Annotated in this window: 25 protein-coding genes; 23 read left to right on the forward strand and 2 right to left on the reverse strand. The window is 70.6% G+C overall.

Going from position 1 to position 25,230, the window contains the following annotated elements; genetic code table 11:
- Nucleotides 1-10 precede the first annotated feature (10 nt).
- The 20 genes from O7608_RS06175 to O7608_RS06270 all read left to right on the forward strand — a co-directional run bounded on the left by O7608_RS06175 (nt 11) and on the right by O7608_RS06270 (nt 21,881).
- Nucleotides 11-721, forward strand: a complete 711-nt coding sequence (locus O7608_RS06175; protein WP_289209049.1) for a demethylmenaquinone methyltransferase — start codon at nt 11-13, stop codon at nt 719-721.
- Nucleotides 722-995: 274 nt separating this feature from the next.
- Nucleotides 996-2,264 carry a geranylgeranyl reductase family protein gene (locus O7608_RS06180; RefSeq protein ID WP_289209050.1) on the forward strand — a complete coding sequence of 423 codons (1,269 nt, stop codon included), beginning with the start codon at nt 996-998 and terminating at the stop codon, nt 2,262-2,264.
- Nucleotides 2,265-2,404: 140 nt separating this feature from the next.
- A complete protein-coding gene (locus tag O7608_RS06185) occupies nt 2,405-2,770 on the forward strand; it encodes an NADH-quinone oxidoreductase subunit A (RefSeq protein ID WP_123607118.1) in 366 nt (121 codons plus the stop codon).
- A 10-nt stretch (nt 2,771-2,780) separates the two neighbouring features.
- Nucleotides 2,781-3,458 (forward strand): NuoB/complex I 20 kDa subunit family protein, encoded by a 678-nt coding sequence (locus tag O7608_RS06190; RefSeq protein ID WP_289209051.1) that lies wholly within the window; start codon nt 2,781-2,783, stop codon nt 3,456-3,458.
- Nucleotides 3,459-3,489: 31 nt separating this feature from the next.
- Complete coding sequence (locus O7608_RS06195; RefSeq protein WP_289209052.1) at nt 3,490-4,236, forward strand: NADH-quinone oxidoreductase subunit C; 747 nt, start codon at nt 3,490-3,492, stop codon at nt 4,234-4,236.
- The gene (locus O7608_RS06200) at nt 4,233-5,555 is read left to right on the forward strand and encodes an NADH-quinone oxidoreductase subunit D (RefSeq protein ID WP_289209053.1); all 1,323 of its coding nucleotides are present in this window, start codon (nt 4,233-4,235) and stop codon (nt 5,553-5,555) included. The genes O7608_RS06195 and O7608_RS06200 overlap by 4 nt, the downstream gene beginning before the upstream one ends.
- The gene (gene nuoE / locus O7608_RS06205) at nt 5,552-6,550 is read left to right on the forward strand and encodes an NADH-quinone oxidoreductase subunit NuoE (RefSeq protein WP_289210802.1); all 999 of its coding nucleotides are present in this window, start codon (nt 5,552-5,554) and stop codon (nt 6,548-6,550) included. Before O7608_RS06200 ends, nuoE begins: the two co-directional genes overlap by 4 nt.
- A complete protein-coding gene (gene nuoF, locus O7608_RS06210) occupies nt 6,547-7,899 on the forward strand; it encodes an NADH-quinone oxidoreductase subunit NuoF (protein WP_289209054.1) in 1,353 nt (450 codons plus the stop codon). Before nuoE ends, nuoF begins: the two co-directional genes overlap by 4 nt.
- Complete coding sequence (locus O7608_RS06215; RefSeq protein ID WP_289209055.1) at nt 7,899-10,439, forward strand: NADH-quinone oxidoreductase subunit G; 2,541 nt, start codon at nt 7,899-7,901, stop codon at nt 10,437-10,439. The genes nuoF and O7608_RS06215 overlap by 1 nt, the downstream gene beginning before the upstream one ends.
- On the forward strand, nt 10,436-11,785 hold the full coding sequence (nuoH, locus tag O7608_RS06220) for an NADH-quinone oxidoreductase subunit NuoH (protein WP_289209056.1): 1,350 nt from the start codon (nt 10,436-10,438) through the stop codon (nt 11,783-11,785). The genes O7608_RS06215 and nuoH overlap by 4 nt, the downstream gene beginning before the upstream one ends.
- 1 nt (nt 11,786) lies before the next feature.
- Nucleotides 11,787-12,383, forward strand: a complete 597-nt coding sequence (gene nuoI, locus O7608_RS06225) for an NADH-quinone oxidoreductase subunit NuoI (RefSeq protein WP_353850503.1) — start codon at nt 11,787-11,789, stop codon at nt 12,381-12,383.
- Nucleotides 12,380-13,138, forward strand: coding sequence for an NADH-quinone oxidoreductase subunit J (locus tag O7608_RS06230; RefSeq protein ID WP_289209057.1), 759 nt, complete (start codon nt 12,380-12,382; stop codon nt 13,136-13,138). Before nuoI ends, O7608_RS06230 begins: the two co-directional genes overlap by 4 nt.
- Entirely contained in the window at nt 13,135-13,434 is a 300-nt protein-coding gene (nuoK, locus tag O7608_RS06235; RefSeq protein ID WP_289209058.1) for an NADH-quinone oxidoreductase subunit NuoK, read from the forward strand. The genes O7608_RS06230 and nuoK overlap by 4 nt, the downstream gene beginning before the upstream one ends.
- 11 nt (nt 13,435-13,445) lie before the next feature.
- Nucleotides 13,446-15,365 carry an NADH-quinone oxidoreductase subunit L gene (gene nuoL / locus O7608_RS06240; protein ID WP_289209059.1) on the forward strand — a complete coding sequence of 640 codons (1,920 nt, stop codon included), beginning with the start codon at nt 13,446-13,448 and terminating at the stop codon, nt 15,363-15,365.
- On the forward strand, nt 15,362-16,897 hold the full coding sequence (locus O7608_RS06245; RefSeq protein WP_289209060.1) for an NADH-quinone oxidoreductase subunit M: 1,536 nt from the start codon (nt 15,362-15,364) through the stop codon (nt 16,895-16,897). The genes nuoL and O7608_RS06245 overlap by 4 nt, the downstream gene beginning before the upstream one ends.
- Nucleotides 16,898-16,941: 44 nt before the next feature.
- Nucleotides 16,942-18,450 carry an NADH-quinone oxidoreductase subunit NuoN gene (gene nuoN, locus O7608_RS06250; RefSeq protein ID WP_421361436.1) on the forward strand — a complete coding sequence of 503 codons (1,509 nt, stop codon included), beginning with the start codon at nt 16,942-16,944 and terminating at the stop codon, nt 18,448-18,450.
- Nucleotides 18,451-18,495: 45 nt separating this feature from the next.
- Nucleotides 18,496-19,554 carry a polyprenyl synthetase family protein gene (locus tag O7608_RS06255; protein WP_289209062.1) on the forward strand — a complete coding sequence of 353 codons (1,059 nt, stop codon included), beginning with the start codon at nt 18,496-18,498 and terminating at the stop codon, nt 19,552-19,554.
- 259 nt (nt 19,555-19,813) lie between these two features.
- A complete protein-coding gene (locus O7608_RS06260) occupies nt 19,814-20,608 on the forward strand; it encodes an IclR family transcriptional regulator (protein ID WP_282224271.1) in 795 nt (264 codons plus the stop codon).
- Between the two features lie 92 nt (nt 20,609-20,700).
- Nucleotides 20,701-21,195: a sigma-70 family RNA polymerase sigma factor gene (locus tag O7608_RS06265; protein WP_282229466.1), complete on the forward strand. Its 495-nt coding sequence runs from the start codon at nt 20,701-20,703 to the stop codon at nt 21,193-21,195.
- On the forward strand, nt 21,192-21,881 hold the full coding sequence (locus tag O7608_RS06270; RefSeq protein WP_289209063.1) for an anti-sigma factor family protein: 690 nt from the start codon (nt 21,192-21,194) through the stop codon (nt 21,879-21,881). The genes O7608_RS06265 and O7608_RS06270 overlap by 4 nt, the downstream gene beginning before the upstream one ends.
- Before the next feature lie 38 nt (nt 21,882-21,919).
- On the opposite strand, the gene O7608_RS06275 is transcribed toward O7608_RS06270, so the two are convergent.
- Nucleotides 21,920-22,381 carry a GNAT family N-acetyltransferase gene (locus tag O7608_RS06275; protein ID WP_289209064.1) on the reverse strand — a complete coding sequence of 154 codons (462 nt, stop codon included), beginning with the start codon at nt 22,379-22,381 and terminating at the stop codon, nt 21,920-21,922.
- 70 nt (nt 22,382-22,451) lie between these two features.
- Nucleotides 22,452-22,838 (reverse strand): phage holin family protein, encoded by a 387-nt coding sequence (locus O7608_RS06280; RefSeq protein WP_289209065.1) that lies wholly within the window; start codon nt 22,836-22,838, stop codon nt 22,452-22,454.
- A 132-nt stretch (nt 22,839-22,970) separates the two neighbouring features.
- Here O7608_RS06280 and eccB point away from each other — a divergent pair, with 132 nt between their 5' ends.
- The 3 genes from eccB (at nt 22,971) to O7608_RS06295 (ending at nt 25,144) form a co-directional block, all read left to right on the forward strand.
- A complete protein-coding gene (gene eccB / locus O7608_RS06285; protein WP_289209066.1) occupies nt 22,971-24,362 on the forward strand; it encodes a type VII secretion protein EccB in 1,392 nt (463 codons plus the stop codon).
- Between the two features lie 124 nt (nt 24,363-24,486).
- A complete protein-coding gene (locus tag O7608_RS06290) occupies nt 24,487-24,804 on the forward strand; it encodes a WXG100 family type VII secretion target (RefSeq protein ID WP_289209067.1) in 318 nt (105 codons plus the stop codon).
- 46 nt (nt 24,805-24,850) lie between these two features.
- Nucleotides 24,851-25,144, forward strand: a complete 294-nt coding sequence (locus tag O7608_RS06295) for a WXG100 family type VII secretion target (RefSeq protein ID WP_289209068.1) — start codon at nt 24,851-24,853, stop codon at nt 25,142-25,144.
- The last annotated feature ends 86 nt before the right edge of the window (nt 25,145-25,230 follow it).

Below are 25,230 nucleotides of genomic sequence, written 5' to 3' on the forward strand. Positions count from 1 at the left end.
GTGCGAAGGTGTGAACCAGAATCCGCCTGCCGTCCGCGCCAGCCTGGACAAACAACCGGCCGAGGTCGCCGCGATGTTCGACGGCGTGGCCGGCCGTTACGACCTGACCAACACGGTGATCTCGTTCGGCCAGGACCGCCGGTGGCGTCGGGCCACCCGGGCGGCGGCAGAACTGCGCCCCGGGGACAAGGTCCTCGACGTCGGGGCGGGGACCGGGGTGTCGACCGCCGAGCTGGGCCGCGACGGAGTGTGGGCGGTCGGCTCGGACATCTCGCTCGGGATGCTGCGGGCCGGTCGCCGGGCCCGTCCGCAGGTGCCGCTGCTCGCCGGTGACGCCCTCGCCCTGCCGTTCCCGGACGCGACCTTCGACGCGGTGACGATCTCCTTCGCGCTGCGCAACGTGGTCGACACCGATGCCGCGTTGGCCGAGTTCGCCCGGGTGACCCGACCCGGTGGGCGGCTGGTGGTCTGCGAGTTCTCCCAGCCGACCAACCCGGCCTTCCGGACCGTCTACCTTTCCTACCTGATGCGGTCGTTGCCGACCGTGGCACGCGCGGTGGCGAGCAACCCGCAGGCGTACGTCTATCTGGCCGAGTCCATCCGGCAGTGGCCGGACCAGGCGGCGCTGGCCGGGCGGATCGGCGCGGCGGGTTGGCGGACGGTGCAGTGGCGCAACCTGACCGGCGGCATCGTGGCGCTGCACCGGGCTACCCGGGCGTAGCCGGTCCGGACCCGCTCGCGCGGGCGTAGCCGGTCCGGTCCGGGCGCTGCGGGCGTAGCCGGTCCGACCCGTTTCCGGCGGTGGTGTCGCGGTCCGGTTACTCCTCGGTGTCCGTCGATGGGAGGTTCCGTGTCGTCGGTCACCCGACGGGGTCGCTACCTCGCAGGGTTAGGGTCGCCTAACCGATCGCCGCCCTGTTAACGGTTCTAGACTCACCCCCGAGACGGCTTGTGAAGCATTTCACGAGCGGCCCGGAGGTGAATGGGAGGTGGCTGTGAGCGACACCGAAGCCGACGTCATCGTCGTCGGCGCGGGTCCAGGAGGGTCTGCGACCGCCTACCACCTCGCCCGGCACGGCGTACGGGTGCTGCTGCTGGAGAAGACCAGCTTCCCCCGGGAGAAGGTCTGCGGTGACGGGCTCACCCCGCGTGCCGTCAAGCAGTTGATCAAGCTCGGGGTGGACACCTCGCCGGAGGCCGGCTGGCTGCACAACCGCGGCCTACGGGTGATCGGCGGCGGGATCCGGCTCGAGCTGGACTGGCCCGACCTGGCCAGCTTCCCCAACTACGGCCTGGTGCGCACCCGGCTCGACTTCGACGACCTGTTGGCCAAACGGGCGGTCGAGGCCGGCGCGCTGCTGCACACCGGCACCAACGTGGTCGCCCCGGTGCTCGACGACACCGGCCGGGCGGTCGGGGTCACCGCCGAGGTCGGCCCGGACAAGCAGCCGACGACCTTCCGGGCCCCGCTGATCGTCGCCGCCGACGGCGTCTCCGGCCGGTTCCCGCTGGCCATGGGGCTCGCCAAGCGGGAGGACCGGCCGCTGGGCGTCGCGGTCCGCCGCTACTACCGCTCCCCCCGCCACTCCGACGACTACCTGGAGTCCTGGCTGGAGCTGCGCAGCCGTGAGGGCGGCGACACACTGCTGCCCGGCTACGGCTGGATCTTCGGCATGGGCGACGGCCGGGTCAACGTCGGTCTCGGTGTGCTCAACTCGTCGTCGGCCTTCGGTAAGACCAACTACCGGCGGATGCTGACCGACTGGCTGGGCAGCACCCCGGCGGACTGGGGCCTGGCCGACGAGGCCAACGCCGACGGTCCGATTCTCGGCGCGGCGCTGCCGATGGGCTTCAACCGGGTGCCGCACTACACCCGGGGAGTCCTGCTGGTCGGCGACTCCGGCGGTATGGTCAACCCGTTCAACGGCGAGGGCATCGCGTACGCGATGGAGTCCGGTGAGCTGGCCGCCGAGGTCGCGGTGCAGGCACTGGCCCGGTCCGCCGGGGCCGACCGGGAGCGGGCGCTGGCGCAGTACCCGGCCGAGTTGAAGATCCGGTACGGCGGCTACTACCGGCTCGGCAACATCTTCGTGAAGCTGATCGGCAATCCACAGATCATGCGGATCGCCACCAAACACGGCATGCCGCATCCGACACTGATGCGGTTCGTCCTGAAACTGCTGGCGAACCTCACCGATCCACGGGGTGGGGACGCCATGGACCGGATGATCAACGCGATGACCAAGGTGGCTCCCGCCGTGTGACGCCACCACGAGCACGACCGGGCCGGCACCGGCCCACCGCAGCAACCACCGGGGCGGGCAAGGGTGCCCGACCCGGGCAGTCAACACGCTGGATCGCTGGAAACTGACCGCGGGCAGGGAAGGACGAGCAGGAGAAGACCATGTCGCTCTCGCCTTACATACCCATCGTCGGGGTGTTCGCCCTCGCCTCGGCCTTCGCGCTGTTCTCGGTGGCCGCCGCCCGGCTGGCCGGACCGCTGCGCTACAACCGGGCGAAGCTCGAAGCGTACGAGTGCGGCATCGAGCCGAGCCCGGAGCCGGTCGGCGGCGGTCGGATCCCGATCAAGTTCTATCTGACCGCGATGATGTTCATCATCTTCGACATCGAGATCATCTTCTTGATCCCGTGGGCGGTCTCGCTCGACCCGCTCGGCGCGTTCGGGTACGTCGCGGTCTCGCTGTTCATCGTCGCCGTCTCGGTCGCCTACGTGTACGAGTGGCGGCGCGGCGGGCTCGACTGGGACTGACGGAGGAACCATGGGAATCGAGGAGAAACTCCCCGCCGGCGTACTGCTCACCTCGGTGGAGAAGCTGGTCAACTGGTCCCGTAAGACCTCGGTCTGGGGGGCGACCTTCGGGCTGGCCTGCTGCGCGATCGAGATGATGGCGGCCGGTGCCCCGCACTACGACATGGGGCGTTGGGGCATGGAGGTCTTCCGGGCCTCGCCCCGGCAGGCCGACCTGATGATCGTCGCCGGCCGGGTCAGCCAGAAGATGGCCCCGGTGCTGCGGCAGATCTACGACCAGATGGCCGAGCCGCGCTGGGTGCTGTCGATGGGCGTCTGCGCCTCCAGCGGCGGCATGTTCAACAACTACGCGATCGTGCAGGGCGTCGACCACGTGGTGCCGGTCGACATGTACCTGCCGGGCTGCCCGCCGCGTCCGGAGATGCTCATCGACGCGGTCCTGAAACTGCGCGAGAAGATCGGCCACGAGCCGCTCGGACCGAACGGCCGCAAGATGCTCGAGGCCCGCCGCGCCCGCGGTGACGTGCCGGTGGTCGCCCCCGGGTCGATGCCGTCGTCGTACCGCTCCGACAAGACCCGCCGGGCCGAGTGGGAGCAGGCCGTCCGCGAGGGCCGCGAGGAGCAGCTGCGGATCGAGAACTGGATGAAAGCCGAGAACCACCTGCACGTCCGGGAGCGGCTGAAGTGATGTCCGCGTCGACCAGCGAAAGGACGATCCAGTGACGGGGCCGACCAACGCGCCGAGCGAGCAGCCCGGTGGCGGCGTACCCGCCGCCGCGCCGCCGGTCGGGGCGACCAGCGGCGCGCCGGCCGAGTACCCGCCGGCAAGTCCGGCCGGGCGTGGCATGTTCGGCATCCAGGGTTCCGGCGACACCTCCGGCTTCGGCGGTCTGGTCCGCCGCCGGGCCTCCGTGGCCGGCAGCGAGCGGCCGTACGGCGGCTACTTCGACGAGGTCTGCGACGCGCTGGAGGAGGCCTACCCGGCGTTCGCCGACGCGATCGAGAAGGTCGTCGTCGACCGGGGCGAGCTGACCCTGCACATCAAGCCGGAGCGCATCGCCGAGGTGTGCCGGGTGATGCGCGACGACGAGTCGCTGCGTTTCGAGCTCTGCTCCTCCGTCTCCGGAGTGGACTACCTCGGTGCCGACGAGCGTCGACTGCACGTCGTCTACCAGCTGACCTCGATGACGTACCGCCGTCGGGTCCGGCTGGAAGCGGCGGTCAGCGCCGAGGACCCGCACCTGCCCAGCGTCACCGCCGTCTACCCGACCGCCGACTGGCAGGAGCGGGAGACGTACGACATGTTCGGGGTGGTCTTCGACGGCCACCCGGCGCTGACCCGGATCCTGATGCCGGACGACTGGGAGGGCCACCCGCAGCGCAAGGACTACCCGCTGGGCGGTGTCCCGGTGGAGTACAAGGGCGCCGAGATCCCACCGCCGGACAAGCGGAGGAGCTACCAATGACCGCCGGATACGCAACCGAGCGCGACACCGACGAGGGCAAGGTCTTCACCGTCACCGGTGGGGACTGGGACACCGTGGTCGGCGGCACCGACCCGCTCACCGACGAGCGGATCATCGTCAACATGGGTCCGCAGCACCCGTCCACCCACGGCGTACTGCGCCTGGTGCTGGAGCTGGAGGGTGAGACGGTCCGGGAGGCCCGGACGGTCGTCGGCTACCTGCACACCGGGATCGAGAAGAACCTCGAGTACCGCAACTGGGTGCAGGGCACCACCTTCGTCACCCGGATGGACTACCTGGCGCCGATCTTCAACGAGACGGCGTACAGCCTCGCGGTCGAGAAGCTGCTGGGGATCACCGACGACATCACCGACCGGGCGAACACCATCCGGGTGCTGATGATGGAGCTCAACCGGATCTCCTCGCACCTGATCTGGCTGGGCACCACCGGTCTGGAGCTCGGCGCGATCTCGATCATGCTGTACTGCTTCCGGGAACGCGAGTACATCCTGGAGATCTTCGAACTGGTCTCCGGGCTGCGGATGAACATGGCCTACGTCCGTCCCGGCGGGGTCGCCCAGGACATCCCGGACGAGGCGATCACCAAGATCCGCGAGTTCCTGAAGATGATGCCGAAGCGGCTCAAGGAGTACGAGGACCTGCTCTCCGGGCAGCCGATCTGGCTGGAGCGGACGCAGAACGTCGCGGTGCTCGACGTCACCGGCTGCCTGGCGCTGGGCATCACCGGTCCGGTGCTGCGCTCGGCCGGGCTCGCCTGGGACCTGCGCAAGACCATGCCGTACTGCGGCTACGAGAACTACGAGTTCGACGTACCGACCACGCCGACCGCCGACGTCTGGGGCCGCTACCTGGTCCGGATGGCCGAGATGCGGGAGTCGCTGAAGATCGTCGAGCAGGCGCTGGACCGGCTCGAGCCCGGCCCGATCATGGTGGCCGACAAGAAGATCGCCTGGCCGGCGCAGCTGGCCATCGGCGTCGACGGCATGGGCAACTCGCTGGAGCACGTCGCCAAGATCATGGGTCAGTCGATGGAGTCGCTGATCCACCACTTCAAGCTGGTGACCGAGGGCTTCCGGGTGCCACCCGGCCAGGTGTACGTCGGCATCGAGTCACCCCGGGGCGAGCTGGGCGTACACGCCGTCTCCGACGGCGGGACCCGCCCGTACCGGGTGCACTACCGCGAACCGAGCTTCGTCAACCTTCAGGCGATCCCGGCCATGGCCGAAGGCGGGCTGCTCGCCGACGTGATCGCCGGGGGCGCCTCGTTGGACCCCGTGATGGGTGGGTGTGACCGCTGATGGGCTTCAGTCAGGAAACGCACGACCGGGCCCGGGAAATCATCGCCCGGTATCCGGCGGACCGGTCCCGCTCGGCGCTGCTGCCGCTGCTGCACCTGGTGCAGTCCGAGGACGGCTACGTCTCGCCGGCCGGCGTCGAGTTCTGCGCCGAGCAGCTGGGGATCAACAAGGCCCAGGTCAGCGCGGTCGCCACCTTCTACACGATGTACAAGCGCCGGCCCACCGGTGACTGGCTGGTCAGCGTCTGCACCAACACCATGTGCGACGTGCTCGGCGGGCAGCGGGTCTACGACGCGCTCAGCGAGCACCTCGGTGTCGGGCACGAGGAGACCACCGCCGACGGCACGGTCACCCTGGAACACGCCGAATGCCTGGCCGCCTGCGACTACGGCCCGGTGATGACGGTCAACTACGACTTCTTCGACAAGGTCGACCCGGACATCGCGCTCGGGGTCGTCGAGGAGTTGCGCGCCGGCGGCCGGCCGACCCCCACCCGGGGTGCCCGGCTGTGCACCCTGAAGGAGATGTCGCTGCAGCTCGCCGGCTTCTCCGACACCCGCGAGGGTGCGGTCGCCGACGGACCGGCCGGCGACGCCACCCTGCGCGGGCTGCGGCTGGCCCAGCAGCACGGCATCGCCGTCGCCGGCTTCGACCCGAACACCCCGATCACCGGCGACGCGCCGGAGCCAGCGGCCAGCCGGCCGGCACCGGCCGCGACCGGCAGCACCGCTCCGGACGTCAAGGCCCCGCAGGCCAAGTCGCCGGAGATCCGGGCCGCCGAGACCCGCGCGCCGGACGCGAAGACGCCGGCGCCGGACGCGCCCGGCACCACCGTGCCGGCCGACCGGGCCGAGCCGGACAGCGACGCCGAGGCCGCCGAGGCGGCCGGCACCGCCGCCAACCCGCCGGCCGGCGACGCCAAACCGGCCGGTGACAGCCCGCAGCCGCAGCGTGAGGCGCTGCGGGACGCGCGCAGCGAGGAGGGCACGGCATGACCGAGCCGCGACGGGAGACCCTGGAGAAGCTGACGCCGGTGCTGACCAAGCGCTGGCTGTCGCCGGACGCCTGGAAGATCGACGTCTACGAGCAGCTCGACGGCTACGCGGCCCTGCGCAAGGTGCTCGCCGGTACGCCGAGCGGCCGGGGCCGCGCCAGTGACCCGGTGCACCCGGACGACCTGATCAAACTGATCAAGGACTCCGGGCTGCGTGGTCGCGGCGGGGCCGGGTTCCCCACCGGGCTGAAGTGGGGCTTCATCCCGCAGGGCGACGGCAAGCCGCACTACCTGGTGGTCAACGCCGACGAGGGCGAGCCGGGCACCTGCAAGGACCTCCCGCTGATGATGTACGACCCGCACTCGCTGGTCGAAGGCGTCATCATCGCCTCGTACGCGATCCGGGCCAGCCGCGCCTTCATCTACATCCGGGGCGAGGCGGTGCACGCCGCCCGGCGGCTGCGTAACGCCGTCGACGAGGCGTACCGGGCCGGCTACCTCGGCACCGACATCCTCGGCTCCGGCTTCGACCTGGACCTGGTGGTACACAGCGGTGCCGGCGCGTACATCTGCGGCGAGGAGACCGCGCTGCTGGACTCCCTCGAAGGTTTCCGGGGCCAGCCCCGGTTGCGGCCACCGTTCCCGGCCACCCACGGCCTGTACGCCTGCCCGACCGTGGTCAACAACGTCGGCACCATCGCCAGCGTGCCGTACATCGTGCTCGGCGGCGCCAACTGGTGGAAGTCCATGGGTACGGAGAAGTCGTCCGGCCCGATGATCTACTCGCTCTCCGGCCGGATCGCCAACCCCGGCCAGTACGAGTGCTCGATGGGCATCACCCTGCGCGAGCTGATCGAGCTGGCCGGCGGCATGCAACCCGGGCACGAGCTGCGGTTCTGGACCCCCGGTGGGTCGTCCACCCCGCTGCTGACCGCCGAGCACCTGGACGTGCCACTCGACTTCGAAGGGGTGGCCGCGGCCGGGTCGATCCTCGGCACCACCGCCACCCAGATCTTCTCCGACCAGGACTGCCCGGTGTACGCGACCTACCGGTGGCTGGAGTTCTACCACCACGAGTCGTGCGGCAAGTGCACCCCGTGCCGCGAGGGCAACTACTGGATGGTGCGGGTCTACCGGCGGATCCTGGCCGGTCAGGGCACCCACGAGGACCTCGACACCCTGCTCGACACCTGCGACAACATCCTCGGCCGGTCGTTCTGCGGCCTCGGTGACGGTGCGACCAGCTCGGTGACCTCCTCGCTGAAGTACTTCAAGCAGGACTACCTCGACTACATCGAGGGCCGCACGGCGCCGAAGCTGTCGGAGAAAGCATTGGTAGGTGCGCACTGATGAGCGACGTAGCCAAGACCACCGAGACGGTGACGTTGACCATCGACGGCGTCGAGGTCACCGCGCCCAAGGGGGCGCTGCTGATCCGGGTGGCCGAGAAGCTGGGCATCGAGATCCCCAGGTTCTGTGACCACCCGCTGCTCGCCCCGGCCGGTGCCTGCCGGCAGTGTCTGGTCGACGTCGAGGGCCAGCGCAAGCCGGTCGCCTCGTGCACCCAGACCGTCGCCGAGGGCATGGTGGTCCGCACCCAGCTCACCTCCGACGTGGCCAAGAAGGCCCAGCAGGGGGTCATGGAGCTGCTGCTGGTCAACCACCCGCTGGACTGCCCGATGTGCGACAAGGGCGGTGAGTGCCCGCTGCAGAACCAGGCGATGTCCACCGGTCGGCCGGACTCCCGCTTCCACGAGCACAAGCGGGAGTACCCCAAGCCGGTCGAGATCTCCAGCCAGGTGCTGCTGGACCGGGAACGCTGCGTACTGTGCCAACGCTGCACCCGGTTCTCCGAGGAGATCGCCGGTGACACGTTCATCGACCTGATGGACCGCTCCTCCGGCGAGCAGATCAACGTCTACCGCGACGAGGCGTTCGGCGCCGACCCGGCGGTCGACGGCGAGGCCGGTGCCGGCGACGAGCCGTTCAACTCCTACTTCTCCGGCAACACCGTGCAGATCTGCCCGGTCGGCGCCCTCACCGGCGCCCAGTACCGGTTCCGGGCCCGCCCGTTCGACCTGGTGTCCACGCCGAGCGTCTGCGAGCACTGCTCGGCCGGCTGCGCCCAGCGCACCGACCACCGGCGCGGCAAGGTGATGCGCCGGCTGGCCGGCGACGACCCGGCCGTCAACGAGGAATGGAACTGCGACAAGGGCCGGTGGGGTTTCCGCTACGCCACCGCCACCGACCGGCTGACCACCCCGCTGGTGCGCGACGCCGACAGCGGTGAGCTGCGCGAAGCGTCCTGGAGCGAGGCCCTGGCGGTCGCCGCCGACGGGCTGCGCAAGGCCCGCGACGGCGCGTACGGCGTCGGGGTGCTCACCGGCGGCCGGCTCACCGTCGAGGACGCCTACGCCTACGCGAAGTTCGCCCGGGTGGCGCTGCGTACCAACGACATCGACTTCCGGGCCCGGCCGATCGCCGGTGCCGCCGGCTCCACCGAGGAGGCCGAGTTCCTGGCCGCCCGGGTCGCCGGCAGCGCCGAGGTGACCTACGCCGACGTCGAGCAGGCCCCGGTGGTGGTGCTCGCCGGGCTGGAACCGGAGGAGGAGTGCCCGATCCTCTTCCTGCGGCTGCGTAAGGCGTACACCAAGAAGGGCCTGCGGGTGGTGGCGCTCGCGCCGTACCTGAGCCGGGGCCTGGAGAAGCTCGGCGCCACGCTGGTGCCGACCGTGCCCGGCGACGAGGCGCGGCTGCTCACCGAGGATGCCACGGTCACCGAGGCACTCGCCCGCTCCGGCGCGATCCTGATCGTCGGCGAGCGGCTGGCCGGCGTACCCGGCGGGTTGTCGGCCGCCGGCGCGGTCGCCGACCGGGCCGGCGCGAAGCTTGCCTGGGTGCCCCGCCGGGCCGGTGACCGGGGCGCGGTCGACGCCGGCTGCCTGCCGAACCTGCTGCCCGGTGGCCGCCCGGTCGCCGACGCGGCGGCCCGCGCCGAGCTCACTGGAGCCTGGGACATCGGGGCCGGGATCATCCCGGCCGAGCCGGGCCGCGACGTCGACGCGATCGTCGCGGCGACCGCCGCCGGCAAGATCGGCGCGCTGGTCGTCGCCGGCGTCGACCCGGCCGACCTGACCGATCCGCGGCTGGCCGAGCAGGCCCTGGACGAGGTGCCGTTCCTGGTCAGCCTGGAGATCCGGCACAGCGCGGTGACCCGCCGCGCCGACGTGGTCTTCCCGGTCGCCCCGGTGGTGGAGAAGGCCGGCAGCTTCGTCGACTGGGAAGGCCGGCTGCGCACCTTCGGGGTGGTGCTGGAGACGACCGCGATGCCCGACGCGCGGGTGCTCGACGCGCTCGCCGCCCAACTCGGCGTCACCCTCGGCACCGGCGAGGTCAACCTGATCCGCCGGGAGCTTGGCGCGCTGCCGGCTACCAAGGCCCAGCGGCCCGGTCTGCCGCTGGTCGACCCGGTCGCGGTGGCGGCACCGGGAGCCGGCGAAGCGGTCCTGGCCACCTGGCACCACCTGATCGACCTCGGCACCCTCACCGACGGCGACACCCACCTGGGTGGCACGGCGCGGCGGCCGGTGGTCCGGCTCGGCAAGGCGCTGGCCGGCGCGCTCGACGTCGCCGACGGCGACCCGGTCACCGTCGGCACCGACCGGGGCGCGGTCACCCTGCCGGCGGCGGTCACCGACGGGCTGCCCGACGGGGTGGTCTGGCTGCCGACGAACTCGCCCGGCTCCACCGTGCGCCGCAGCCTCGGCGTGGCCGGCGGAGCGGTGGTCCGGGTCGGCGCGGCCGCCGGCCCGACCGGCGACAGCACGGCCGCCGGTGGTGCGGTCGGCGGCAACGGCGCGACGAACCTCAACGTAGGGGGTCTGCGGTGAACCCAGTGGCACAGGATCCCACCCTGGCCGACTTCGGGCTGGACCCGTGGTGGCTGATCCTGATCAAGGTGGTCTTCGCCTTCGTGTTCGGCCTGGTCGGCACGCTGCTCGGCGTCTGGTTCGAGCGGCGGGTCGTCGGCCGGATGCAGGTGCGGCCCGGCCCGAACCAGGCCGGTCCGTTCGGTCTGCTGCAGACCCTGGCGGACGGCCTGAAGATGGCCTTCAAGGAGGACATCCTGCCGAAGGCCTCCGACAAGGTGGTCTACTTCTTCGCCCCGACGATCTCGGTGATCTGCGCGGTGACCGCGCTGTCGGTGATCCCGTTCGGGCCGATGGTGAGCATCTTCGGCACCCGGACCCCGCTGCAGGTAACCGACGTGCCGGTGGCGGTGCTGGTGCTGCTGGCCTGCTCGTCGATGGGCGTGTACGGCCTGGTGCTCGGCGGCTGGGCGTCCGGGTCGACGTACCCGCTGCTCGGCGGCCTGCGCTCGACGGCGCAGGTGATCTCCTACGAGATCGCACTCGGGCTGTCGGTGGTCGGCGTGTTCATGACCGCCGGCACGATGTCGACCAGCGGCATCGTCGCCGCCCAGTCGGGCGGTGACCGGGTCACCTCGATCGCTGGCTTCGACCTGTACGCGCCGGGCTGGTACGCGATCCTGCTGCTGCCCAGCTTCATCATCTTCTTCATCGCGGCGGTCGCCGAGACCAACCGGGCACCGTTCGACCTGCCCGAGGCCGAGTCCGAGCTGGTCGCCGGCTACATGACCGAGTACAGCTCGCTGAAGTTCGCGCTGTTCATGCTCTCCGAGTACGTCGCCATGGTGACCATGTCGGCGGTGACGGTGACGCTGTTCCTCGGCGGCTGGCGGGCACCCTGGCCGATCAGCATCTGGGACGGGGCCAACTCCGGCTGGTGGCCGATGCTCTGGTTCATGGGCAAGGTCATCGCGCTGGTGTTCGTCTTCGTCTGGCTGCGCGGCACCCTGCCCCGGTTGCGCTACGACCAGTTCATGCGGTTCGGCTGGAAGGTACTGCTGCCGATCAACCTGCTCTGGATCCTGGCGCTCGGCGGTATCCGGGTGACCAGCGGCTGGGAGCGCAACGACCGGCTGGTCGCGATCGGCATCCCGGTCGCGATCCTGCTGGCCGTGGTGATCTTCTGGCCGAGCCGCAGGCAACAGCCGACGCCGACCCTGCAGGAGCAGGTCGACACCCGTCCGCCGGGCAGCTTCCCGCTGCCCCCGATGGACCTGCAGGTCCCGCCCAGCCCCCGGGCCAAGCGGGCGGTAGCCGAACGGGAACCGGCCCAGGTCGGTCCCGCCGCCGACGACAAGGAGGTGTGACGTGGGCGCGATCACGGGAACGTTCAAGGGGTTCGGGGTCACCTTCTCCCACATGTTCCGCAAGGTGGTCACCACCGACTACCCGTTCAAGCCGCCGGTGTCCGCGCCGCGTTACCACGGCCGGCACATTCTCAACCGGCACCCGGACGGGCTGGAGAAGTGCATCGGCTGTGAGCTGTGCGCGTGGGCCTGCCCGGCGGACGCGATCTACGTCGAGGGCGGCGACAACACCGAGGAACAGCGGTTCTCCCCGGGTGAGCGGTACGCCAGCACGTACCAGATCAACTACGCCCGGTGCATCTTCTGTGGGCTGTGCATCGAGGCCTGCCCGACCCGCTCGTTGACCATGAGTAACGAGTACGAGCTGGCCCGCGACTCCCGGCAGGACCTGATCTTCACCAAGGAGCAGCTGCTGGCGCCGCTGCTGCCGGGCATGGAGCAGCCGCCGCACCCGATGCGGCTGGGCGACAGCGAGAAGGACTACTACGTCGGGGCGCTGACCAACCCCGGTACGTCGGCCGGTGCGGAACGGGCGCCCTGGTCGGAGCAGGGCACCGAGGACGGCTCGGGGACGACGACGGGAGAGGCCAAGCCATGACCGAGGTCCTCGCAGCGGAGGTCTCCACTGGAGAGGCGGTGACCTTCTGGATCCTGGCTCCGCTCGCGCTGCTCGGCGCGATCGGCATGGTGTGGGCCCGCAACGCGGTGCACTCCGCGCTCTGGCTGGTCCTGACCATGCTCTGCCTCGGCGTCTTCTACGTCGTGCAGGGCGGGCCGTTCATCGGCCTGGTGCAGATCATCGTCTACACCGGCGCCATCATGATGCTGTTCCTGTTCGTGCTGATGCTGGTCGGCCGGGACGCCTCGGACTCGCTGATCGAGACCCTGCGCGGGCAGCGGGTCGCCGCCGTCGTGCTCGGCGTCGGCTTCGCCGCGCTGGTCGGCACCGGGCTGTATCGGGGCCTGGGCGGGGTGCAGGCGGTCGGTCTGGAGCAGGCCAACGCGGACGGCAACGTCCAGGGCATCGCCGCTCTGCTGTTCACCCGCTACCTGGTGGCCTTCGAGGTGACCGCCGCTCTGCTGACCACCGCCGCGATCGGCGCGCTGATCCTGGCGCACATCGAGAAGCGCAAGGAGGAGCGGCGCGGTCAGCCGGAGATGATGCGGCAACGGTTCGCGCCGGGCAACTACCCGGGCCCGAAGCCGGGGCCGGGTGTCTACGCCACCTCCACCTCGGTCGCCACGCCGGGCCGGCTGCCCGACGGCACGCTCACCGAGCGGAGCATCCCGGCGATCCTGCCGACGCGTGAACTTTCGCCGAGCGAGGCCGCCCCGAAGGGGACTGACAAATGACTCCGGACAACTACCTGATCCTGTCGGCGGTGCTGTTCACCATCGGCGCGGTCGGCGTGCTGGTCCGCCGAAACGCGATCGTGCTGTTCATGTGCATCGAGCTGATGCTCAATGCGGCGAACCTGGCGCTGGTCACCTTCAGCCGGATCAACGGTGACCTCAACGGCCAGATCATCGCCTTCTTCGTGATGGTCGTGGCGGCCGCCGAGGTGGTCGTGGGGCTCGCCATCATCACGACCATCTTCCGGACTCGACGCTCGGCGAGCGTCGACGACGCCAACCTGCTGAAGTACTAAGGGGCCCACACGTGGAACCGACTGTGGAGTACGCCCAGGCCACGGGGCTGCTGAGTAGCGTGTGGCTGCTGGTGGCCATCCCGCTGGCCAGCGCGGCGATCCTGCTGCTGCTCGGCAAGCGCGCCGACAAGTGGGGGCACTGGCTCGGCGTGGTCGCCGTCGGGGCGATCTTCGTCCTCGGCCTGACCTACTTCTTCCAGCTACGCGGCCTGGACAACCGGGCGGTCGAGCTGAGCCTGTGGCAGTTCATCGAGGTCGGTGGCCTGTCGGTGGACTTCGGGCTGCTGTTCGACCCGCTGTCGGCGGTCTTCGTGCTGCTGATCACCGGCGTGGGTTTCCTGATCCACGTGTACGCGGTCGAGTACATGTCGCACGACGCGGGGCGGCGGCGCTTCTTCGCGTACTTCAACCTGTTCGTCGCCGCGATGCTGGTGCTGGTGCTCGGCAACAACTACGTGATGCTCTTCCTCGGCTGGGAGGGCGTCGGTCTGGCGTCGTACCTGCTGATCTCCTTCTGGTACAACCTGCCGGCCGCGGCGACCGCCGGTAAGAAGGCGTTCCTGATGAACCGGGTCGGCGACGCCGGCCTGGTGCTGGCGATCTTCCTGATGTTCGCCACCCTCGGCACCACCCAGTTCGACGCGGTCTTCACCGGCGCCGGCGCGCTGGCCTCCGGCACGATCCTGGCGATGGGCCTGCTGCTGCTGCTCGGCGCCACCGGTAAGTCCGGCCAGTTCCCGCTGCAGGCCTGGTTGCCCGACGCCATGGAGGGCCCCACCCCGGTCTCGGCGCTGATCCACGCCGCGACGATGGTCACCGCCGGCGTCTACCTGATCGCCCGGTCCAACCCGATCTTCTCGGCCAACCCGACGCTGCAGACCGTGGTGGTCAGCGTCGGTGCGGCCACCCTGCTGATCGGCGCGATCATCGGCTGCGCCAAGGACGACATCAAGCGGGTGCTGGCCTGGTCGACGGTCTCCCAGATCGGCTACATGTTCCTCGGTGTCGGGCTCGGCGGCGGCGCGTACGCCCTGGCGATCGTGCACCTGCTGGCGCACGGCTTCTTCAAGGCCGGGCTGTTCCTCGGCGCCGGCTCGGTGATGCACGGCATGTCCGACCAGACCGACATCCGCCGCTTCGGTGGCCTGTGGCGCTACATGAAGATCACTTGGGCCACCTTCGGGCTGGCCTGGCTGGCGATCATCGGCATCCCACCGTTGTCCGGCTACTTCTCCAAGGAGCCGATCATCGCGGTGGCCTTCGAGCGGGAGGGCTGGACCGCCTGGCTGTTCGGCGGGGCCGCGCTGCTCGGTGCCGGGCTGACCGCCTTCTACATGACCCGGCTGTTCGTGCTGACCTTCCACGGCCCGAAGCGGTGGACCTCCGACATCGACCACCCGCACGAGTCGCCGGCGCTGATGACCGTACCGCTGATTCTGCTGGCGGTCGGCTCGGTCGCCGCCGGTTGGCTGATGTCCACCTCGGTGCCCGAGTGGCTGACCCCGGTCTTCGGGGCCGAGGAGAGCGGCCACGAGGCGATGCTGTCGCACACCGCAGTCACCATCCTGGCGTTGGTGGTCACGGTGATCGGCGCGGTCGGCGGCTGGCTGCTGTTCCGCAACGGCACCGCCGAGCAGGAGCAGCCGGCCGGCGTACTGGTCACCGCTGCCCGCAACAACCTCTACACCGACGCGGTCAACCGGGCGGTCTTCGAAAAGCCGGGTGTCTTCCTCACCCGGGCGCTGGTCTTCCTCGACAACCGGGGAGTCGACGGCCTGGTCAACGGCCTGGCCGCCGCGATCGGCGGCAGCTCCGGGCGGCTGCGGCGGCTGCAGACCGGCTTCGTGCGTTCGTACGCGATGTCTGTGCTCGCCGGTGCCTTCGTGGTGGTCGCGGCGTTCCTCGCCCTGCAGATGGGATGGCTGGCGTGAACGACTTTCCGTTCCTCTCGGTGCTGACCGTGGCGCCGCTGGTCGGCGCGCTCGTGGTGGCGCTCGTCCCGCGCCGCCAGGGGGAGCTGGCCAAGTGGCTGGCGCTCGGCTGGTCGGTGGCGGTGCTGGTGCTGTCACTGGTGATGTGGTTCGCCTTCTCCGCCGGTGGTGAGCGCTTCCAGTTCCGTGAGTCGTACCCGTGGATCCCCAACTGGGGGGTGAACTTCACCTTCGCCGCCGACGGCATCGCGCTGGTCATGCTGATGCTGATCGCCGTACTGGTGCCGTTGGTGATCCTCGCCTCCTGGCACGACGCGGAGGCGTCGAAGCGGTCGGTGCCGGTCTACTTCGGTCTGCTCCTGCTGCTCGAAGGCACGATGATCGGCGTCTTCGCGGCCGCCGACATCTTCCTGTTCTACGTGTTCTTCGAGGTCATGCTGGTGCCGATGTACTTCCTGATCGGCAGCTACGGCGGCCACCAGCGGCAGTACGCGGCGGTCAAGTTCTTCCTCTACTCGCTGGTCGGCGGCCTGTTCATGCTGGCCGCCGTGATCGGCCTGTGGGTGGTCGGCGGGCAGACCTTCGACTGGCAGGCGCTCAGCCAGATCGACATGTCCACCGGCGTGGAGCGCTGGCTGTTCCTCGGCTTCTTCGTGGCGTTCGCGATCAAGGCACCGTTCTTCCCGTTCCACACCTGGCTGCCCGACGCCGGTGGCGCCGCGCCGGCCGGCTCGGCCGCGCTGCTGGTCGGCGTGATGGACAAGGTCGGTACGTTCGGCATCCTGCGCTACTGCCTGGGGCTGTTCCCGGAGGCGTCCCAGTGGTTCGCCCCCTGGGCGTTGACGCTGGCGGTGATCGGCATCATCTACGCCGCGCTGCTCGCGGTCGGCCAGAACGACCTGAAGCGACTGGTGTCGTACACCTCGATCTCGCACTTCGGGTTCATCGGCGTCGGCATCTTCGCGTTCACCACCCAGGCCGGCACCGGTGCGGTGCTCTACATGGTCAACCACGGGCTCGCCACCGGCCTGCTGTTCCTGGTCGTCGGCATGTTCGTGGCGCGGCGCGGATCCGCGCTGATCAGCGACTTCGGCGGTGCCGGGAAACTGGTCCCGGTGCTGGCCGGCGTCTTCTTCTTCGCCGGACTGGCGTCGCTGGCGCTGCCCGGCACCGCCCCGTTCATCTCCGAGTTCCTGGTGCTGATCGGCACCTTCTCGGTGAACAAGCCGGTCGCTGTGATCGCCACCCTCGGCATCATCCTGGCCGCCGCGTACGTGCTGTGGATGGTGCAGCGCACCACCCAGGGCACGCTCAATCCGGCGTTGACCGAGGTCGAGGCGATGAAGCGGGACATCACTCTGCGGGAGAAGATCGTGGTCGCCCCGCTGATCGCGCTGATCCTGCTGTTCGGCTTCTACCCCAAGCCGTTGACCGACGTCATCAACCCGGCGATCGAGGCGACGTTGTCCGATGACGTCGGCAGGTCCGACCCCGCCCCGACCGTGGGCGTTATTCAGGAGGCGGCCCGGTGAGCGACATTTCGTTCCCCGAGATCAGCTACGCGGCGATCGCGCCGATGCTGATCCTGTTCGGCGCGGCGATGGTCGGCGTGCTGGTCGAGGCGTTCGTGCCCCGGTCGGTACGCAACCCGGTGCAGCTGGTGCTCACCCTTGCCAGCATGGTCGCCGCCCTGGTGGCGGTCGTCATGCAGGGCGGCACCCGGACGGTGACCGCCGGCGAGGCGATCGCGGTCGACGGCCCGACGCTGTTCCTGCAGGGGGCGATCCTGGTCCTCGGGGTGATGGCGATGCTGCTGATCGGCGAACGGTCGCTGGAGACCGGCGGCGCCTTCGTCGCGCAGGCGGCGATCGTGGTCAACTCGCCGGAGGACCGTAGGCAGGCGGCCGGCCGGGGTGGCGCGACCGAGGTCTACCCGCTGGCGTTGTTCGCCATCGCCGGCATGCTGCTGTTCGTCGCGGCCAACGACCTGCTGACGATGTTCATCGCCCTGGAAGCCTTCTCGCTGCCGCTGTACCTGCTCTGCGCGTTGGCCCGCCGTCGGCGGCTGCTCAGCCAGGAAGCCGCCCTGAAGTACTTCATGCTCGGCGCCTACTCGTCGGCGTTCTTCCTGTTCGGGCTGGCGCTGACCTACGGCTTCACCTCCGGCGTGGACAGCCCGACCGGACCGGGGGTCGACTTCGCCACCATCCGTACGGCGGTGGAGACCTCCAACGCCAGCCCGGTGCTGCTCTTCGCCGGCATCGCGTTGATCTCCGTCGGGCTGCTGTTCAAGGCGACCGCGGCGCCGTTCCACGTCTGGGCACCGGACGTCTACCAGGGCGCGCCGACCCCGGTCACCGGCTTCATGGCCGCCTGCACCAAGGTCGCCGCGTTCGGCGCGCTGCTGCGGGTGCTGCACGTGGCCTTCTACGGGGCCGCCTGGGACTTCACCCCGGTGCTGGGCGTGATCGCCATCCTGACCATGCTGGTCGGGGCGATCATGGCGGTCACCCAGACCGACATCAAGCGGCTGCTGGCGTACTCGTCGGTGGCCAACGCCGGCTACCTGCTGGTGGGTGTGCTGTCGCTGTCCGCCGAGGGCCTGGCCAGCACGATGTTCTACCTGGTGGCGTACGGCTTCATCGTCATCGCGGCGTTCGCCGTGGTGACCCTGGTCCGCGACGACGAGGGTGAGGCCACCCACCTGTCCCGCTGGGCCGGGCTGGGCCGCCGGTCGCCACTGTTCGCCGGGATCTTCACCTTCATCCTGCTGGCGTTCGCCGGAATCCCGCTGACCAGCGGGTTCACCAGCAAGTTCGCGGTGTTCGGGGCGGCGGTCGGGGACGGTCAGGTCTGGCTGGTGATCGCCGGTGTGGTGACCAGCATGATTCTCGCCTTCCCGTACCTGCGGGTGGTGGTGATGATGTGGCTGAGTGAGCCGAGCGAGACCACCCCGACGGTGGTGATCCCCGGGGCGCTGACCTCGGCGGCGCTGATGATCGGCGTACTGGCCACGCTGCTGCTCGGGGTCGCGCCGGGCGCACTGCTGGATCTCACCAGCAACGCCGCCGAGTTTGTCCGATGAGTCACCTCACCCGCCCCCAACCTGGGCCGCACGGACCGCTGTGGCATGGTTGGGGGTGTGGTGAGGACGGCTGACGGCAGCTCCATCGCGTCTGGCGGCGGGGCGGTGACCTCGATCGGGATCGACATCGTCGACCCGCGCTTGCAGGCGTCCGTCACCGGCATCATGGCGTCGGTCGAGGCCGAGTTGCGCGACAGTGTGTTCAGCGCCGATCCGTTCGTCACCGAGGCGGCCCGACACCTGGTCGAGGCCGGCGGCAAGCGGTTCCGGCCGCTGCTGGTGGCGCTCGGCGCGCATTTCGGCGACCCGGACCGGCCGCTGGTGGTGCCGGCGGCGGTGGTGATGGAGCTCACTCACCTGGCGACGCTCTACCACGACGACGTGATGGACGAGGCCCCGGTGCGCCGGGGTGCGCCCAGCGCCAACTCCAGGTGGACCAACTCGGTGGCGATCCTGGTCGGCGACTACCTGTTCGCCCGGGCCGCCGATCTCGCCGCCGACCTGGGTATCGAGGCGGTCCGGCTGCAGGCCCGCACCTTCGCCCGGCTGGTGCACGGTCAGATCGCCGAGACCGTCGGTCCGCGCGACGGTGAACCGTCGGTCGACCACTACCTGCAGGTGATCGGGGACAAAACAGGCTCGTTGATCGCGACGTCCGCCCGGTTCGGCGGCATGTTCGGCGGTGCGACGCCGACCCACGTCGAGGCCCTCGGCGGGTACGGCGAGATCATCGGCGTGGCGTTCCAGCTCTCCGACGACCTGCTCGACATCGCCTCCGAGTCGGCCCAGTCGGGCAAGACACCCGGCACCGACCTGCGGGAGGGGGTGCCGACCCTGCCGATGCTGTACGCCCTGGCCGACGACGACGGGGACGCCGCCTCCCGGCGGTTGCGGGAGATCCTGGCCGCCGGCCCGGTGACCGACGACGACCTGCACGCCGAAGCCCTTGGCCTGCTGCGCGAGTCGCCGGCGCTCAAGCGGGCCCGGGAGACCGTGCGCAGCTACGCCGAGGAGGCGCGGTCCCGGCTGGCACCGCTGCCGGCGGGGCCGGCCCGGCAGGCGATGGAGTCCCTCTGCGACTTCATCGCCGACCGCACCAACTGACGAGGTCCGTACCGCCGACGGCCGGCTTGCCGGACGGTGTCGTCGGCGTAGCCTGGCAGTCGGATTTCCGCTGTCCAGGGGCGGTACGGCGAGGGCGGTGGGTGCTCCCATTTGCGAGGAGCTCAGGCCAGCCAATAGCATGAACCGTACGTGTCGGGCGCCACACCGATAGTCGCCATCTGGTGCCCCTGATTCGAAAGGGCATTCCACAGGCGGCTGTCTTTTCATATGGTGTAAGTCCCCGGCGGCGGAGGTGGTTGTGCGCGACCCCTTGGCGGAACCTTCGGACCTCATCCGGAGCGTTTCACGGGCACTTCGGGTGCTCGAAGCGGTCGGTCGTGCCCCGCGCGGACTGACCGTCAAACAGATTGCCCGGCGCTGCGAGCTGACCGTGGCCACCACGTACCACCTGGTGCGCACCCTGGCGTACGAGGGTTATGTGATCCGTCGTGAGGACGGCACCTACATCGTGGGGCTCGAGGTCGCCGACCGGTACCGGGAACTGGTGGCCGCGTTCCGTGGACCGCCGGCGGTGGGCGAGGCCCTGCGCCGGGCGGCCGTCGAGACCGGCTACAGCCACTATCTCGGCCGGTTCGTCGGCACCCAGGTGGCCGTGACGGCCTCAGCGGACGGACTGCGGTCGCCGTACCTGGAGGACATGGTCCCCGGCTTCGACGAAGGCGCCCACGCGACCGCGCTCGGCAAGGCGCTGCTCGCCACCCTCACCCCCGATCAGCGGTTCCGCTACCTCAAGGAATTCGGCATGCGGCCGTTCACCTCGGCGACGATCACGACGATCGAGGGTTTCGAGGCCGACATCGCGGTCGGCGACCGGCGCGGTATGCATCTGGAGATCGGCCAGTACCGGCAGGGGGTGGCCTGCGCGGCGGTGATGGTCAACGTCGACAAGGACGTCGAACGACGGGTCGCGATCGCGTGTGCGCTGCCGGCCGCCGAGATGATGACCTCGGCCCGGGTGGTCCGCGCGAAGCTGCTGACCGCCGCCCGGGCGGTCGCCGACGCGATGACCGCGCCGGAACAGCCGATGAACTGAGCTGTTTTCGCAGGACGTTGAACCGCCGGGCCGGCGGCTACGTGTCAAGAGGCGGAAGGGAAGGGCGCCTCTTGACCGACCAGGATTCACAACTGATGCGCGCGTTGCACGAAGAGCACGGCGACGCGCTCTTCGCCCATGCCCTGCGGCTGGCCGGCGGTGACCGCCAACGAGCCGAGGACCTGGTGCAGGAGACGCTGCTGCGGGCCTGGCGACACCCCGAGTCGCTGGACCCGGAGCGAGGCTCCGTACGGGCCTGGCTGTTCACCACGGCCCGCAACCTCGCCATCGACGCCTGGCGTCGACGCAGCGTACGGGTCGGGGAGGTCGTCACCGACGAGCTGCCGGAGCCACCGCCCGCGGTGGACGAGGCGGACCGCGCGGTGGAGGCGTGGACGGTGGCCGAGGCTCTCGGCCGGTTGTCCCCACCGCACCGCGAGGTGCTGATCGAATGTTTCTACCGGGGTCGCTCGGTCTCCGAGGCGGCCGCCCGGCTCGGGGTGCCACCCGGGACCGTGAAGTCACGTACACATTACGCACTGCGCTCGCTACGGTTGGTGCTGGAGGAGATGGGGGTGACCCAGTGAAGTGTGACTACGCGCACGACGACGGCGCGTACGTCCTGGGTGCCCTGTCCCCGTCGGAACGTGCCGCGTACGAGCACCACCTCAGCGGATGTCCGAGCTGCCGGCAGGCGGTCGCCGAGATCGCCGTACTGCCGGGTCTGCTCGGCCGGCTCGACCCGGCGGGTTTCGAGCAGATCAGCGACCCACCGTCGGCCGGACCCCGGCTGGCGACGCTGGTCACCGCCGCCGGACAGGCCCGCCGCAAGGGCCGCCGGATGCGGCGCTGGCAGACCGCCGGCGCGACGTTGGCCGCCGCCGGACTCGCGATCGTGGTCGGTTTCGGGGTCGGCTGGGTCGGTGCCGGCGGTACGCCGGAGACCAACCCCGGCACGCAGCTCACCGCGATGCAGCCGGTGGCGTCGCAGTTGCCGATCCACGCCGAGGTCGGCCTGCAGAAGGTCGCCAACGGCACCGAGGTGACGATGCGATGCTGGTGGGAGCCGACCAATCCGGACGGTGAACCGATGAACTTCGAGCTGGTCGCCTACGACCGCGACGGCGCGAAGCAGCGGGTCGGTTCGTGGGCGGTGAGTCCCGGCGCGGAGATCGTCTTCACCGGTGCCACCCGGTTCGCCCAGACCGACCTGGAACGGCTGGAGCTGGTGCGGGCCGACGGATCGGCGATCCTGACCCACCAGGTCGGCTGAGCCGCCAGGTCGGCTGAGCCGCCAGGCCGGGCCTGCGGTCAGCCGCCGAGGGCCGGATCGGCCGTCGGCGGTGCCGTCAGCTCCATCCAGCGGCCCGGCTCGGCCAGCGGGGCGAAGCCCAACGCGGCGTAGACGCCGTGCGCGTCCAGAGTGCCCAGCAGCAGCCGGCGTACGCCCCGTCGGGCCAGCTCGTCGCGGGCCGCCGCCACCAGCCGGCGGCCGAGTCCACGACCCCGTACCGACCGGTCGATGTAGACGTCACAGAGCCAGCCGAAGGTCGCCTGGTCGGTGACGACTCGGGCGAAACCGACCTGGCCACCGTCGCCGCCCCGGTACACGCCGAACACCAGTGAGTTGGCGATCGACCGGGCGACCACCTCCCGGGGGCGGCCCAGCGCCCAGTACGCGTCAGTGGAGAGCCAGTCGTGGACCCGGTCGACGTCGACCCGGGTCGGGTCGTCGCAGATCTGATGGCCGTCCGCAAGCATGATCGACACCATCCGCCGACCGTAGGCCCCGGGCGACCGGCTGTCGTACGAGTTTCCCAACGGGTGACGCGATGTCCGGCGGTCAGTCCCGGTCCAGTACCAGCCCCAGCAGCCAGGTGACCACGCTGACGAACAGCGCGCCGAGCACGGCGGCCGGCCAGAACCCGTCGACCTGGAACGGCAGGTCCAGCTGCTCGGCGATGACCCCGGTCAGCAGGAACAGCAGTCCGTTCACGACGATCGCGATCAGGCCGAGCGTCAGCACGTAGAGGCCGCAGCCCAGGGTCTTGATGATCGGCTGCAGGATCGCGTTCACCAGACCGAAGATCACCGACACGAACAGCAACGTGACGATGCTTTCGCCGACCGCGTCGGTCTCCAGGCTGATGCCGGGGATGACGAAGGTCGCGAGCCAGAACGCGAGCGCGGTGCTGCCGAGCCGAATGAGCAGGCTAGTCACGAAACCCATCCCCGGATCTTGCCATGACGGCGGATCGCCGTACCGCCCCGCATCGTCGGTCGGCGATACGATCTCTCACCGTCGACCAACCGGTCACGCCGGGTTGTCGGCGCTGTCCCAGGTGGAGTGCGGAGGTGGGCGATGGCATCGCGGCGGGAACTGCTGCGGTCGCACCGGTACGCGGGGAACCGGACGGTGGCCGCACTGGTGACCGGCGACGCCGATCCGGCCCAGCCGGTGCCGGGCGGTCGGGCCGGGACCGTGGCCCTGGCCGGCCTGCTGGCCGCCGTCATCGGAGTGGGCGGTGCGGCGGCGTACGGAGCGGTCGGCGGGTCGGCCCGGCAGGACTGGCGGGACGGTCGGGCGATCATCGTCGAGCGCGAGTCCGGTGTCCGGTACGTCTTCCGCGACGGACTGCTCCATCCGGTGCACAACTACAGTTCGGCGGCGCTGCTCGTGGCGAGCGCGCCGCCGCGCACCGTGCTGGTGTCCCGCGACGCGCTGCGGAGCGTGCCGCGTGGGGCACTGCTGGGCATCCAGGGCGCTCCCGACTCGCTGCCGCAGCAGCAGGACCTGCTCGACGGCGCCTGGACGGTCTGCACGGGCACCACGCCGGCAGTGTCCGCCGCGACCGGCCCGCCGGCGTCGGTGGTCCAGGTCGGGGTCACGAGCGCGGCGAACCGCCCGCTGGGTGAGGACGGGCTGCTGGTCCAGACACCCGACGGCGCGGTCGCGCTGCTCTGGCGCGGCCGGCGGCACGGCGTACCGGAGCCGCAGCTGGTGCGCGGCGCGCTCGGCTGGGGGCAGCACCGGCCCCTGCCGGTCGCGACGGCGTTCCTGCGCGCGGTGCCGGCCGGTGCCGAGCTGGTCGGGCCGACGGTGCCCGGCGTCGGCGACCGGTCGTCCGGCGTACCGGGGGCCCGGGTCGGCGAGGTCTTCGTGGTGGCGACCCAGAGCGGATCGCGACAGTACGCGGTGGCGGTGCGCGATGGACTGGCGCAGATCACCCAGGTGCAGGCCGATCTGCTGCTCACCAGCCACGACCAGGCGGTGCCGACTCCGCTGACGCAGGGCAGGTTCCGTGCCCTTGCCGGTGCGGGGGACCTGACGCCGTCCGGGTCGGCGCCACCACCGGCGACCACACCGCGACTACGTGAAGCCGCGAAGGGTCGACTCTGCGTACGGATCGCCGCGCCGGACGCTCCGGTGGAGATCGACCTGGATCCGTCGGGGCCGTCGGGGCCGGCGGCCGGTGGGGTGCAGGTGCCACCCGGCCGCGCGGCGCTCGTCCGGGCGGTCTCGGCAGGCGACGGTACGGCGCCCGCCTCCGCGACCGCCTCCGCGCCAGCGCCCGCGCTGTCGCCGGCGCCGGTCAGCCTGGTCACCGAGACCGGGGTGCGGCACGAGGTCACCGATCCGGCGACGCTCGCGGTGCTCGGCTATCCCGACGCGGTGCCGGTACCGATGCCCGCCGACGTGGTCGGGCTGGTCCCGGCCGGCCCGGCGTTGGACGCGCGGGCCGCTCTCCGGTGACGGCCCGCAGCGGCAGCGGGCGGCACGTCATCCACAGCGGACGGGTTCGGGGCAGCGCCGGGGGGCCGGCCCGGCTACGTTCGTCGGTGAGGGTGACGGCAGGCGAGACATGACGGGTGGTCAGATGTCGCAGACACAGGTCGATCCGGCGGCGATGCAGCAGGTCGCCGCCCGGTTCGAGCAGACCGACGAGGAGCTGCAGGCGATGTTGCGCGGGCTGCTGCAGCGCCTCGAGTCGGTGCGCAGCGCCTGGCGGGGCGCCGGCGGCCGATCGTTTGAGCAGGTCAAGACGGCGTGGGCGCAGGAGCAGGCGGCCCTGCACCGGGCGCTGCGCGAGACGGCGGGTGCGGTGCGCGGCGCGGGCGTGCACTATCGCGGCACCGACACGGCCGCCGCCGACCGGGTCGCGGCCGTCGCCCGACGCATCGAGCTGCCGCTGTGAGCCGAGGTGTGCCGGTTCCGGGTGCCGGCGGGTCGGTGGTGACCCGATGAACGACGACGTCCTGGTGGTCGACTTCCGGGTGCTGCAGCAGGCGAGCGTCGACATCCAGCAGGCGTTGCGCACGCTGGAGACCCAGCTCGATCAGGTGGAGCGCGACGCCGCGCCGCTGGTCGGCAGTTGGGACGGCGCGGCCCGCCAGGCGTACGAGGCCCGCCAGGCGCACTGGCGGGCGGCGGCCGGCCGGTTGCGCACGATGCTGCAGGAGATCAAGGTGGCGGTGGATGAATCGGCGGCCGACTATCTCAGTACGGAGCAGCGCAACGTCCGGCTGTTTCAGTGACCGGCCGGGGAAATTGTGTTTCGATCGGCACGCTGAGTGATAGTCGGGGCGTGATCGAGAACGCCTCCCCGCCGGCCGTTGTGATC

The organism is Solwaraspora sp. WMMA2056 (assembly GCF_030345095.1).
Lineage (GTDB): Bacteria > Actinomycetota > Actinomycetes > Mycobacteriales > Micromonosporaceae > Micromonospora_E.

Bases quoted from the DNA above. Each gene is read 5' to 3' on its own strand.
- O7608_RS06215 (WP_289209055.1), top strand. From the start codon at position 7,899: ATGAGCGACGTAGCCAAGACCACCGAGACGGTGACGTTGACCATCGAC.
- O7608_RS06190 (WP_289209051.1), top strand. From the start codon at position 2,781: ATGGGAATCGAGGAGAAACTCCCCGCCGGCGTACTGCTCACCTCGGTG.
- O7608_RS06290 (WP_289209067.1), top strand. From the start codon at position 24,487: ATGTCGCAGACACAGGTCGATCCGGCGGCGATGCAGCAGGTCGCCGCC.
- nuoN (WP_421361436.1), top strand. From the start codon at position 16,942: ATGCTGATCCTGTTCGGCGCGGCGATGGTCGGCGTGCTGGTCGAGGCG.
- O7608_RS06200 (WP_289209053.1), top strand. From the start codon at position 4,233: ATGACCGCCGGATACGCAACCGAGCGCGACACCGACGAGGGCAAGGTC.
- O7608_RS06275 (WP_289209064.1), bottom strand. From the start codon at position 22,381: ATGGTGTCGATCATGCTTGCGGACGGCCATCAGATCTGCGACGACCCG.
- nuoF (WP_289209054.1), top strand. From the start codon at position 6,547: ATGACCGAGCCGCGACGGGAGACCCTGGAGAAGCTGACGCCGGTGCTG.
- O7608_RS06255 (WP_289209062.1), top strand. From the start codon at position 18,496: ATGGTTGGGGGTGTGGTGAGGACGGCTGACGGCAGCTCCATCGCGTCT.
- O7608_RS06280 (WP_289209065.1), bottom strand. From the start codon at position 22,838: ATGGGTTTCGTGACTAGCCTGCTCATTCGGCTCGGCAGCACCGCGCTC.
- O7608_RS06230 (WP_289209057.1), top strand. From the start codon at position 12,380: ATGACCGAGGTCCTCGCAGCGGAGGTCTCCACTGGAGAGGCGGTGACC.
- nuoK (WP_289209058.1), top strand. From the start codon at position 13,135: ATGACTCCGGACAACTACCTGATCCTGTCGGCGGTGCTGTTCACCATC.
- eccB (WP_289209066.1), top strand. From the start codon at position 22,971: ATGGCATCGCGGCGGGAACTGCTGCGGTCGCACCGGTACGCGGGGAAC.
- O7608_RS06295 (WP_289209068.1), top strand. From the start codon at position 24,851: ATGAACGACGACGTCCTGGTGGTCGACTTCCGGGTGCTGCAGCAGGCG.
- O7608_RS06185 (WP_123607118.1), top strand. From the start codon at position 2,405: ATGTCGCTCTCGCCTTACATACCCATCGTCGGGGTGTTCGCCCTCGCC.